General features: G+C 67.9%; 12 protein-coding genes. 5 read left to right on the top strand and 7 right to left on the bottom strand.

The window, feature by feature from the left end:
* Positions 1-16 precede the first annotated feature (16 nt).
* Positions 17-1,063, bottom strand: coding sequence for a ferredoxin reductase (locus CRM90_RS18810; RefSeq protein ID WP_102808459.1), 1,047 nt, complete (start codon positions 1,061-1,063; stop codon positions 17-19).
* Between the two features lie 70 nt (positions 1,064-1,133).
* Here CRM90_RS18810 and CRM90_RS18805 point away from each other — a divergent pair, with 70 nt between their 5' ends.
* The 5 genes from CRM90_RS18805 (at position 1,134) to glgX (ending at position 6,033) form a co-directional block, all read left to right on the top strand.
* The gene (locus CRM90_RS18805; protein ID WP_102808520.1) at positions 1,134-1,844 is read left to right on the top strand and encodes a TetR family transcriptional regulator; all 711 of its coding nucleotides are present in this window, start codon (positions 1,134-1,136) and stop codon (positions 1,842-1,844) included.
* 87 nt (positions 1,845-1,931) lie between these two features.
* Positions 1,932-2,597, top strand: coding sequence for an HAD family hydrolase (locus tag CRM90_RS18800; RefSeq protein WP_102808458.1), 666 nt, complete (start codon positions 1,932-1,934; stop codon positions 2,595-2,597).
* A gap of 40 nt (positions 2,598-2,637) precedes the next feature.
* Positions 2,638-3,381 carry a pyrimidine reductase family protein gene (locus CRM90_RS18795; protein ID WP_102808457.1) on the top strand — a complete coding sequence of 248 codons (744 nt, stop codon included), beginning with the start codon at positions 2,638-2,640 and terminating at the stop codon, positions 3,379-3,381.
* Positions 3,378-3,803 carry a hypothetical protein gene (locus CRM90_RS18790; RefSeq protein WP_102808456.1) on the top strand — a complete coding sequence of 142 codons (426 nt, stop codon included), beginning with the start codon at positions 3,378-3,380 and terminating at the stop codon, positions 3,801-3,803. The genes CRM90_RS18795 and CRM90_RS18790 overlap by 4 nt, the downstream gene beginning before the upstream one ends.
* A 100-nt stretch (positions 3,804-3,903) precedes the next feature.
* Positions 3,904-6,033 (top strand): glycogen debranching protein GlgX, encoded by a 2,130-nt coding sequence (gene glgX, locus CRM90_RS18785; protein ID WP_102808455.1) that lies wholly within the window; start codon positions 3,904-3,906, stop codon positions 6,031-6,033.
* A gap of 234 nt (positions 6,034-6,267) precedes the next feature.
* Here the strand turns inward: glgX and CRM90_RS18780 are convergent, their stop codons facing one another.
* From CRM90_RS18780 to CRM90_RS18755, 6 genes are read right to left on the bottom strand one after another with little or no spacing between them, the layout of a single operon-like run.
* Entirely contained in the window at positions 6,268-6,591 is a 324-nt protein-coding gene (locus tag CRM90_RS18780) for a hypothetical protein (RefSeq protein WP_102808454.1), read from the bottom strand.
* Positions 6,592-6,637: 46 nt separating this feature from the next.
* Complete coding sequence (locus CRM90_RS18775) at positions 6,638-7,243, bottom strand: GNAT family N-acetyltransferase (protein WP_102808519.1); 606 nt, start codon at positions 7,241-7,243, stop codon at positions 6,638-6,640.
* Positions 7,244-7,252: 9 nt separating this feature from the next.
* Positions 7,253-8,137 (bottom strand): SDR family NAD(P)-dependent oxidoreductase, encoded by an 885-nt coding sequence (locus CRM90_RS18770; protein ID WP_102808453.1) that lies wholly within the window; start codon positions 8,135-8,137, stop codon positions 7,253-7,255.
* Positions 8,134-8,928 carry an enoyl-CoA hydratase/isomerase family protein gene (locus CRM90_RS18765; protein WP_102808452.1) on the bottom strand — a complete coding sequence of 265 codons (795 nt, stop codon included), beginning with the start codon at positions 8,926-8,928 and terminating at the stop codon, positions 8,134-8,136. Before CRM90_RS18765 ends, CRM90_RS18770 begins: the two co-directional genes overlap by 4 nt.
* A 17-nt stretch (positions 8,929-8,945) precedes the next feature.
* Positions 8,946-10,184, bottom strand: coding sequence for an NRAMP family divalent metal transporter (locus CRM90_RS18760; RefSeq protein ID WP_102808451.1), 1,239 nt, complete (start codon positions 10,182-10,184; stop codon positions 8,946-8,948).
* Positions 10,181-11,005 (bottom strand): PRC-barrel domain-containing protein, encoded by an 825-nt coding sequence (locus tag CRM90_RS18755; protein ID WP_102808450.1) that lies wholly within the window; start codon positions 11,003-11,005, stop codon positions 10,181-10,183. The genes CRM90_RS18760 and CRM90_RS18755 overlap by 4 nt, the downstream gene beginning before the upstream one ends.
* Between the last annotated feature and the right edge of the window lie 83 nt (positions 11,006-11,088).

The raw sequence follows: 11,088 nt of genomic DNA, 5'->3' as shown, positions 1-11,088 counted from the left end.
GGTCGTCCCTTTCTGCTCAGAGCGCGATCTCGACGTCACCGACAGGCACCGACACGCAGATCTGCACGTCCTCCTCGTCGGCGGTGGAGACCGCTCCGGTGGTCAGGTTGCGCACGGCGCCGCGATGCTTGCGGCGAGTGCAGGTGTGGCAGATGCCCATTCGGCATCCGCTGGTCGGGTTCAGTCCGGCGTCCTCGGCCTGGTCCAGGAGGGGACGCCCGTCGTCCTGCGCGTCGATACCGCTGTCCCGGAAGCTGATTCGGCCGCCCGACGGTACGTCGGGGACGACGAAGGGCACCGGGACGAAGCTTTCCGACAACGCATTCGGGCAGTGTTCGCGCACCGCCTCGACCAGTGCGGGCGGCCCGCACACGTAGACGGCGTCGGGATCGGGCATCGCGACGCCGAGGTGCTCGGGGCCGAAGCGGCCGTCGAGCTCGCCGCCCGGCGCGCGGGTGTAGCCGTGCAGCACCCGGACACCGGTGGCGGCCAGTTCGGCTCGGTAGCAGGCCTCCGCCGGCGTGCGGGCGTAGTGGACGAAGGCGATCTCGCCGTCGAAGCCCTCGGCGTGAAGGGTTCGCAGCATGGAAATCACCGGGGTGATGCCGCTGCCGCCGGAGACGAACAGGATGCGGCGGGGCCTGACCTCGGGGAGCACGAAGTCGCCGGCGGGGTCGGACAGGTCGACCACCATGCCGGGGCGGGCGTGCCGGTAGAGGTGGTTGGACACCAGGCCCCCGTCGTGGGATCCGATCGTCAATTCGATCAGCGGTGATCCCTCGGCGCTGGCCGGTGAATAGCAGCGGGTGTGGCGACGGCCGTCGATCTCCACCGTCAGGTTCAGGTGCTGGCCGGCGCGGTAACCGGTGACGGCCGAGTTGGGGTCGAGGAGCAGAGTGACGCTGCGCGGCGTGGAGCGACGTACGTCGACCACCCGGGCCCGGGCGTCGGTGGTCCAGGTCGGGTTCACCAGCTCGGTGTAGCGGTCCACGCCATGCGGGCCGGTGAGCAGATCGACCAGCGGCGAACGGAGCACCTTCTCGGTCAAAGTTTGAGTGAACATATGTACACTCTGGGTCGTGAAAGTGCACGTCGTCAAGGAATCGGACCAGTCTGTGGTAGGGTTCACACCGGTGAACAGTCGTACGCCCAGCTCACGTCGTGAGCGTTCAGGGAAGTCACGTTCCCGCGACACACCATCGCGGGAAGAGCGCAAAGAGGCCACCCGCCGGGCCATCATCGCGGCCGCGCTGAAGCTCCTCGACGAGCGCAGCTTCAGCGGTCTGAGCCTGCGTGAGGTCACCCGCGAGGCCGGGATTGTGCCTGCCGCGTTCTACCGCCACTTCGAATCGATGGACGCCCTCGGCCTGGTGCTCATCGACGAGTCGTTCCGCACCCTGCGCGAGATGTTGCGCAGCGCCCGCGCGGGCAAGCTGGACCCGAACCGTGTCATCGAGTCGACGGTCGACATCCTGGTCGCCGGGGTGGCCGAGCAGCGCGAGCATTGGCGCTTCATCGGGCGCGAACGCTCCAGCGGTGTGACGGTGCTGCGCTACGCGATCCGCACCGAGATCCGGCTGATCACCTCCGAGCTGGCCACCGACCTTGCCCGGTTCCCCGGGCTCAACGAGTGGAGCACCGAGGACCTCAACATCCTGGCCAGCCTGTTCGTGAACTCGATGATCATCATCGCCGAGGCCATCGAGGACGCCCATGACGCGGCCGCACTCGACGAGATCAAACGCACGGCGGTCAAGCAGCTGCGGATGATCACGATCGGTGTCAACGCCTGGGAGCCGGCGCCGGTCGTCGACGAGGATGACGAACCGGACACGCGAGATTGAACTCACGCGAGGAACGTGCGAGTAGCGTGCCGCGCCAGTTCAATCTCGCGAAGCCGAGCCATCCGCAAAACCGGGTACACCACGCCCATGGACAAGCCCGCAGTGCTCTTCGACATCGACGGCACCCTCGTCGACTCGAACTACCTTCACGTCCACGCCTGGCAGCAGGCCTTCCATGAGGTCGGGCTTCCGGTCCAGGCCTGGCATGTCCACCGCTCGATCGGCATGGACGGGTCCACCATGGTCGAGGAGCTGTCCAACGGCGCCGACGACGATGCGCAGAAGCGTCTCAAGGACTCTCACACCCGCCACTACGAGGCCGGCGCCGATCTGCTGACCGCGTTGCCCGGGGCGCGCGAACTGCTGAAGCGGGTTGCCGACCTTGGCCTGCAGGTGGTGCTGGCGACCTCTGCGCCGGAGAACGAGCTGGCCCTGCTGCGCAAAACGCTGGGGTGCGACGACCTCGTGTCGGCCATCACCTCGTCCGAAGACGTCGAGGAGGCCAAGCCCCGCCCGGACATCGTCAACGTCGCGCTGGACAAGGCCGGGGTGCCGGCGCAGCGGGCGGTGTTCGTCGGCGACACCGTCTGGGACGTCGAGGCCAGTGCCCGCGCAGGAGTGCCGTGCATCGCGGTGCTGTCCGGCGGCGTGGGCAGCGGTGAACTCGAAAAGGCCGGCGCCGCGGCCATCTTCGACGACGCCCGGGAGTTGCTCGACAACCTCGACAGTTCACCCATCGCCGCCCTGCTCTGAGGTGGGTTTTGCCCCATCCACGGCCGGGTAGAGACTGCCCATGACTCAGGCGGTGCAACAGCCGAAACGGGCCACCGCACCGGAAGAACTGGTAGTGCTCTACCGCGATCCGCCCGACGGGCTGCGCGCCAACATGATCATGTCGCTCGACGGCGCCGCGGCGTTCGACGGTGTGGCCGGTCCGCTTTCGGACGCCAACGACCAGAGCCTGCTGCTCGCGTTGCGCGGCTACGCCGATGTCGTGCTCGTCGGCGCGGGCACCGTGCGCGCCGAAGGATATGGCCCGGTGCGATTGACCGACGCTCAGGTCGCCGAACGCCGAGAGCGCTGGGGCACCGAGGTCATCCCGCCGATCGCGGTGGTCACCCACACCGGCCGCGTCCCGGCATCATTGTTCGCCGAGCCCGCCCAACGGCCCATCCTGATCACCACCGCGGTCGCCGCCCGCGAACGCCCGCGGCTGGCCGAGCACGCCGACCTGCTGATCGCCGGTGACAGCGCGGTCAACCTGGAGTCCGCGCTGCGCACCCTGCAAGCCCGGGGCATGCGCCGAATCTTGTGCGAGGGCGGCCCCACGCTGCTCGACGAGCTGGTCGCGGGCGATCTGGTCGACGAGATGTGCCTGACGGTCTCGCCCACGCTGGTCGCGAGCACCACCACCGCCCGGCCGGGCGCCCCGGCGCTCGCGGTTCCTGCCCGCCTTACGCTGGGCCATGCGGTGACCCTCGAGAACTACGTTTATCTGCGTTACGTCCGGGACCAGGAGAGGCAGGTCGGTACATGAGCGGCGACGAATTACTGAGCCGTCGGCCCGAGGGCGTCGACGACGACACGGTGGAAGCCGTCGGATCGCTGTCCGAGGCGCTGGAGTACGTGGAGCGCGCCCGCGGCCACCTGTACTCCTTTCACCAGCTGATGGGCCACGCCGACCTGCTGCTCGGCGAGGCCTGCGACAAGCTGCGCGATGCCGGTCACTCCGACATCGCCGACAGCCTGACCGAGGAGATGGTCGGCCGCAATGTGCTCCACGGCCGCTGGACCTTCCAGATCGTCGAGGAATTCGACGACGACTACTGGTCGGTGCTGCGCGAACGCGAGCGCGCCGTGCGTGATCAGCTGATGGGCGGGCACCGCCACGTGTTCGAAGCAGAGATGAAGGAGCGCCGCCGGACCAGCGGCCGGCCCGGCCACGAAGCTGTTCCGTGACGTCAATTGTCACCCCTGTCACAAACCTGTTCCGGCTGATTTGGCGCGACCCATTCCCGGGTACACGCCACAGTCCGTCCGCCTATTTAGGGAGTCCCACGTGACCAACGCTGCAACTGAGGTATGGCCTGGTAAGGCCTACCCGCTGGGCGCCTCCTACGACGGCTACGGCACAAACTTCGCGGTGTTCTCCGAAGTGGCCGAGCGGGTGGAATTGTGCCTGTTCGAGGAAGACGGCGCCGAGACACGTATCGCCTTGCCCGAGGTCGACGGATTCGTCTGGCACGGGTTTCTGCCGGGCATCGAACCGGGCCAGCGCTACGGCTACCGGGTGCACGGCCCGCATGATCCCGCCGAAGGGCACCGCTGCAATCCCAACAAGCTGCTACTGGACCCGTACGCCAAAGCCATCGACGGTCATTTCGACTGGAACCAGTCGCTGTTCGGCTACAACTTCGGCGAACCCGACAGCCGCAACGACGACGACTCGGCCGCGAGCATGCCCAAATCGGTCGTCATCAACCCGTACTTCGACTGGGGTGTCGACCGGCCCCCGCAGCGGGAGTATGCCGACAGCGTCATTTACGAGGCGCACGTCAAAGGCCTGACGCAAACCCATCCCGACATTCCGGACGCCATTCGCGGGACGTACTCGGCGATCTCACACCCGGCGATCATCGACCACCTGAATGCGATCGGCGCCACGGCCATCGAGTTGATGCCGGTGCACCACTTCGCCAACGACTCCACCCTGATCGACAAAGGCCTGTCGAACTACTGGGGCTACAACACCATTGGGTTCTTCGCCCCGGACAGCAAGTACTCGGCCAGCTCGACGCCCGGTGGGCAGGTGCAGGAATTCAAGGCGATGGTTCGCACGCTGCACGAAGCCGGGATCGAGGTGATCCTCGACGTGGTGTACAACCACACCGCAGAAGGCAACCACATGGGGCCGACGCTGTCCTTCCGCGGCATCGACAACGCCGCCTACTACCGGCTCGTCGATGACGACAAGCGCTATTACATGGACTACACCGGCACCGGCAACAGTCTCAACGTCGGGCATCCGCACTCGCTGCAGTTGATCATGGATTCGCTGCGGTACTGGGTGACCGAGATGCACGTGGACGGCTTCCGGTTCGACCTCGCCTCAACCCTGGCCCGCGAGTTCTATGACGTCGACCGCCTGAGCGCGTTCTTCGAACTCGTGCAACAAGATCCGACCGTCAGTCAGGTGAAGTTGATCGCCGAGCCGTGGGACGTCGGCCCCGGCGGCTACCAGGTGGGTAACTTCCCGCCGCAGTGGACGGAGTGGAACGGCAAGTACCGCGACACCGTCCGCGACTTCTGGCGCGGCGAAGACGCCAGCCTCGGCGAATTTGCCTCTCGGCTGACCGGCTCGGCCGACCTCTACGAGCACACCGCCCGCCGACCGGTCGCGTCGATCAACTTCGTCACCGCCCACGACGGCTTCACGTTGCGAGACCTGGTGTCCTACAACGAGAAACACAATGAGGCCAACGGCGAGGACAATAACGACGGCGAGAGCAACAACAACTCGTGGAATTGCGGGGCGGAGGGACCAACCGACGATCCGGAGATCAACGAGCTGCGTAATCGCCAGCAGCGCAACCTGATTGCCACCACGATCTTGTCCCAGGGTGTTCCGATGATCTGCCACGGCGACGAGCTGGGCCGGACCCAGGGCGGCAACAACAACGGCTACTGCCAGGACAACGAGATCACCTGGATCGACTGGGATTCGGCCGACGACGAGCTGCTGGAGTTCACGGCCTCGGTGTCGGCACTTCGCGCGGCCCATCCGGTGTTTCGCAGGCGGCGGTTCTTCAACGGCCGACCGGTGCGGCGCCGCGGCAGCGAAGGCATGCCGGACATCTCCTGGTTCCGCCCGGACGGTTCGGAGATGAACGACGAGGACTGGGATTCGGGCTTCGGCAAGTCGGTGGCTGTGTACCTCAACGGACACGGCATACCAGATCGTGATCCCCGCGGGCAACGCGTCTCCGACGACTCCTTCGTGCTGTGCTTCAACGCCCACCACGAACCGATCGAATTCGTCTTGCCGCCGGCCGAGTTTGGTAAGGCTTGGCAACCTGTCGTCAACACGTCGGCGGGGGTCGGCGAGATCGACGAAGCGGCGGTGGTGAAAGCGTCCACACCGGTGCGAGTCGAGTCCCGCTCGATGGTGGTGCTGCGCGCAGCGGAGTAGGAAAAGCGAACGGACCATGGCCGATCCCCTCCCCTCCGGGGGACCGCCATGGTCCGAAGCACCGCTGGCCCGATTATCACAATGGGGAACGCGCGATGCGCAGTTTTCACCAACTTGAATTCAAGATTTTCCGGCACTCAGCAAACGTTCAGGCGAGATCGCCGCAGATGTCAATTCCGCTTAACGTGAAGCGGTTACGACACGCCCGCGGCGCCGGGGTCGTCAGTCCACAACTCAGTCCACAAGGGGGTACAGCGAGTCACCGTCTTCGGGGGTCCCGCTGATCTGGCCGCGATGCGCCCGATCCGGGGCGGTGTCGTCCGGCTCGATGTCGGCGATCACGTCGGGCTCTTCTTCGCTGAGCCGAGCGTCCAACGACTCGCCCTCGCGTTCCTCCCGCGCTGTGATGCCGAACTTGGTTGCCCCACTCCATCCTTCAGGTGGGTCCACAACATCGTCGCCGTCGCTGTTGCGCACCTCGTCGGAGTCGAGCGACTCCGAGCCGCTCAGGGTGTCGCCGGGGCCACTGTCATCTGCGAAGTCGGCTGGATTGGTCATGCCAACGGGCTGCCCGGCTGCCGGGGCGGTTAAACCGCCCGCGGTGTCATCGCGCTGCGCGCCACATCGGCCACAATGACGGGCCGCCTTCGGGCAGCGTGATCTCCCCGGTCACCTCGAAACCGAACCGTTGGTAGTACGGAATGTTGTCGGGGTTGCTGGACTCGAGGTAGGCGGGAGCGTATTCGGCGTCGCAGCGATCCAGCCGCGAGCACATCAGCGCGTGACCGAACCCGCCACCACGCACGCTGGGGTCGCTGCCGATGACGCCCAGGTACCAGTGCGGCTCCTCCGGATGGTGCTCTTTCATCAGGTCGGTCACCGCCCGCCCGGCGGCCAGCCGGCCGCGAAAGGCGCGGATGACGCCGGGCAGCATCGCCAGCTGTTCGCGCGGCGACTGCTCCCACCGGCCGGGCGGATCCCACAGCGCGGCTGCCGCGATCCCGTCGTCGGATACTGCCACCTCGGTGCCACGACCGGCCAGGAAGTGGTGGCGGGTCAGGGCGCTGAACATTCCGGGCAGTGCAGCCCTGCGCCGCTCGACGTCGGGTTGCACCCACGCCATCACCGGGTCGTCGTGAAACGCTCGACCCAGGACCCGCGCCAAAGCCGGGATGTCAGCCTTGCGGGCGGGACGGACGTCGATGGGCACCACTGCAGGTTAGTCACCCAAATTAAGCGTGGCCTGGCGCGCAGACCACTCCCACAACCGGGCGGCCTGCGCGGGGTCGACCGCCCAGGGCGCGTACCCGCCCTCGACACCGTCGACCATCGCGTCGGCGACGTGGCAGTCCTCGAGATAGAGACCGCCCCGCCCGTCGAGTTCGGGGCTGGTGGCCGCCCACACCGTGGTCGCCGCTCCGTGCTCGACGTCGGTCACCTCGAGGTTGGCCAGCGTGCCGCCAGCACGGAAATCGTCGCGGGTCATGTGCCGGGCCAGATCGGTGAACACCACCCCGGGATGCACAGCGAACGAATGCACGCCCAGCGGTCCCCACCGCCGTTCCGATTCGACGGTGAACAGCACATTGGCGGTCTTGCTCTGCCCGTACGCCTGCCACTTGTCGTAGGCGCTCTCGTCGTCGTAGTTCGGGTCATCCCATCGGATCCCGCCGAGCTGGTGTCCGCGGCTGCTGAGGTTGACGATGCGCGTGCCGTCCCCAAAGCGGTCGGCCAGTCCGGTGGTGAGCACGAAGTGACCGAGATGGTTGGTGCCGAGCTGCATTTCGTAGCCCTGCACGGTGCGGGTCAGTGGCGGGGCCATCACCCCGGCGTTGTTGATGAGCACGTCGATGCGGTCGTGACGGGTGGCGATCGCCTCGGCCGCGGCGCGCGCCGAACGCAGGTCGCCGAGTTCGAGGTGCACGGTCTCGCAGTCGATCACCGAGCGGGTCTTGTCCAGATCGCGTACCGCCGCGACGATCTCGGCGCCGACGGACTGCATGGCCCGGGCGGTCTGCAGCCCCAGGCCGGTCGAGGCGCCGGTGATGACGACCGTCCGGCCGGTCAGATCGACTCCGGAGAGAACCTCGGCCGTGGTGGTCATGCGGGGTCTCCCGTCTCGCCGGCCGTGGACCGCCACACCGGGGGCCGCTTCTCCCGCCAGGCGGCCGGGCCCTCGGCCGCGTCCGGGCCGCCCATCAATTTCAGGTGCACCGTAGTCTCCTCGTCGGCCACCGCGTCGAGGTCGGTCTCAGTCCATAGCAGCCGCTTGCTGTATGCCACCGAGGCCGGGTTGGCGGCCAGCGCCACGTCGCGGGCGAGCTCCAGCGCGGCCGGGAGCACCTCGCCTGAGGGGAGCGCGCGGCTGGCGATCCCGAGGGTGGCCGCCTCCCGGCCGGTGAACGTGCGGCCGGTGAGCAGGATGTCGGCGGCCACGGCCAGGCCGACGGCGCGCTTGAGGGTGGCGTGCACGGCGCAGTCGCCGATCATGCCGCGGCGCACCTGGGGGATCGCGAGCTTGGCGTCCTCGGCGACCAGCCGGATGTCGCATTGCAGCGCCAGGGTCAGCCCGATGCCGATCGCGGGGCCGTTGATCGCAGCGATCACCAGCTTGCGCACCCGCCAGGCCGGCGGCTGGATGGGCGAGGCGCTGAAGCCCTCGTCGGGGGCGTCGAACGCCGCAGCGGCGGCGGTCATGTCGGCCCCGGCACAGAATGCCCGGCCTGCGCCGGTGACCACCACGGCGCGGACGGCATCGTCGGCGTCGCACCGGCGATAGGCCTGGCCGAGCTGGCGGGCGGTGTCGGCGGAGAACGCGTTGAGCCGTTCCGGGCCGTCCAGAGTGATCAGGGCGACGCCGGAGTCGTCGACGTCGAGGGCAACTGTAGTGCTCACTAGGCGCTCCGTTCTGCTCAGCCGAAGGCCATCGTGATGCCCAATGCCGCGACACAGACCACGACCACGACAGTGGTGACGCTGTAGACGATCGTCCCGGAACGGCGCATCGCGAACCGGCCCATGAGTTCACGGTCGCGGCCCAGCCCGATCATCGCGACCATCAGCGGAATCAACAGCACCGCGTTGAGCACCTGGGTACCGATGAGGATCGGCACCAGCGGGGCGTTGGGGGCCAGGACGATGACGGCGCCGAGCACGGTGACGATCCCGTACGTCAGATAGAACGTGCGGGCCTCGCGGTAGGGATCGTCGATCGCGGCCTCCACGCCGGCGTATTCGCAGACGGCGTAGGCCGTCGACAACGGCAGGATGGAGGCGGCCAGGAACGCCGCGCCGATCAGTCCCACCGCGAACAACGTGCCCGCCGCCTCACCGGCCAGCGGTTGCAGAGCGACCGCCGCATCGGCGGCGTCGCTGATGCCGCGCCCGTCGCGGTGCAGGGTCGCCGCGCAGGCGACCACCACGAAGAACCCGATGACACCGGTCAGCACCGCGCCGGTGATCACGTCCACCCGCTCCAGCGGGAGGTCGTCGGTGCGGAGTTTCTTGTCGACGGCGTAGGACTGCATGAACGACAACCCCCACGGCGCCAGCGTGGTGCCCAGCGTGGCCGTCACGATCGCGATCGCCGGTCCGGTCATCGGCATCGTCGGCACGAACGTCCCGTGCAGTGCGGCCCCCCAGTCAGGTTTGGCCAGGAATCCGGACGCGACGTAGGCGAGGAAGACCGTGGACAACGCCAGCAGCAGCCGCTCGACGCGGTGGAAGCTGCCGCGCAGCACCAGCAGCGAGACGGCGACTGCCGCGGCGGGAACACTGATGTATCGACTGAGGCCGAAGAGTTCGAATCCTGCTGCGATACCGGCGAATTCGGCGCAGGTGGTTCCGACGTTGGCGATCACCAGGGCGGCCAGGATGGCTGCGCCCACCCGGACGCCGTAGCGCTGCCGTACCAACCCGATCAACCCTTGACCGGTGACCACCCCCATCCTGGCGGCCAGACTGTGGAACACGATCAGCGCGACGGTGGACAGCAGCAGCACCCACAGCAGCTGGTAGCCGTGGTCGGCACCGAGCACCGAGTAGGTGGTGATACCGGCCGGATCGTCGTCGGACAGCCCGGCCAGCAATCCGGGGCCGAGGACGGCGAGCAGTGCGCCGACCCTGGTGGTGGTGCGGCCCGCCGCGGTCATGACGTCACGTCACCGAGGTGCCGGCGCCGCGGCCACACCCGCGAGCGCAGAAAGTGCCGGCCGGGAGCATGCCTGAGTCGTTCGCGCCACCGCCCGGCGTGCTCGTCGGACATGGCCGCCACGATCTGGGCGGCGTGCGCGCCCGGCATCGCGCGCAGGACGCGTTCAGCCACCGACGGATGGGCGGCGCGGACGACGTCGGCGGCCAGCCGGGGACCTCTGACCGCGAGTATCTCGGTGGCCGATTCGGTGTCCACCCGGCTGACCAGTGCCGCCAGGCCGCGGGCGTCGAGGCGGTGCACGGCCGAGCGCCGGCAGGCGAGCTGGGCTGCGTGGCCGCGTTCGGAGGTCAGGTGGAGGTCAGCCCAGTCGACGATGTCGCGACCGACGCGCACACCGAGCGGTTCCAGCCGCAGGCGCCGCAACACCGCGCCGAAACCCACCTCCACACCGACCAGTTCGAGGCGGTGGGCCTCCGTTCGCGCCAGCACCACGTCCGCGACGCGGGCCACCCGCTGCCCCACCACGTCGACGACCTGGGTGTCCAGTACGTCTCGCACCAGCCGGATCTCGTGCTCACGCAGCTCGAAGTCGGCGTTCTGGACGTCCCCGGCGATCGTGAGTTTGTCGCGCTCGAAGCTGATCACACGGTCCCACGGCACCAGCAGCGGGGGCTCCCGGCGGCGGGTGATCAGTAACCGCTCGACGAGAAGGCGTCCCGACGGCTGGCTGAGGAGCACGGTCAGGTCAGCGAGTTGGCCGATGACCCGGTCACCGGCCGCCCGCACGTCCTGGCCGGTGATCCGGCTGAGCAACAGCACGCTGGAAGCATGCCTGATCCGGCGGGCCGGTGATCGCCGGTCGTTGATTAATGCAGATGCATGAAGTTATGATCGCGGCGCCT

Origin of the sequence: Mycobacterium sp. ENV421, from assembly GCF_002887815.1 — a bacterium.
Classification (GTDB): Bacteria; Actinomycetota; Actinomycetes; order Mycobacteriales; family Mycobacteriaceae; genus Mycobacterium.
Note: the sequence above shows the minus strand (reverse complement) of the source record. Positions and strands in the feature narration are given on the sequence as shown.

Coding starts and splice junctions, on each gene's coding strand:
- CRM90_RS18760 (WP_102808451.1), bottom strand. CDS start 10,184: ATGACCGCGGCGGGCCGCACCACCACCAGGGTCGGCGCACTGCTCGCC.
- CRM90_RS18795 (WP_102808457.1), top strand. CDS start 2,638: ATGACTCAGGCGGTGCAACAGCCGAAACGGGCCACCGCACCGGAAGAA.
- CRM90_RS18810 (WP_102808459.1), bottom strand. CDS start 1,063: ATGTTCACTCAAACTTTGACCGAGAAGGTGCTCCGTTCGCCGCTGGTC.
- CRM90_RS18780 (WP_102808454.1), bottom strand. CDS start 6,591: ATGACCAATCCAGCCGACTTCGCAGATGACAGTGGCCCCGGCGACACC.
- CRM90_RS18770 (WP_102808453.1), bottom strand. CDS start 8,137: ATGACCACCACGGCCGAGGTTCTCTCCGGAGTCGATCTGACCGGCCGG.
- CRM90_RS18790 (WP_102808456.1), top strand. CDS start 3,378: ATGAGCGGCGACGAATTACTGAGCCGTCGGCCCGAGGGCGTCGACGAC.
- CRM90_RS18800 (WP_102808458.1), top strand. CDS start 1,932: ATGGACAAGCCCGCAGTGCTCTTCGACATCGACGGCACCCTCGTCGAC.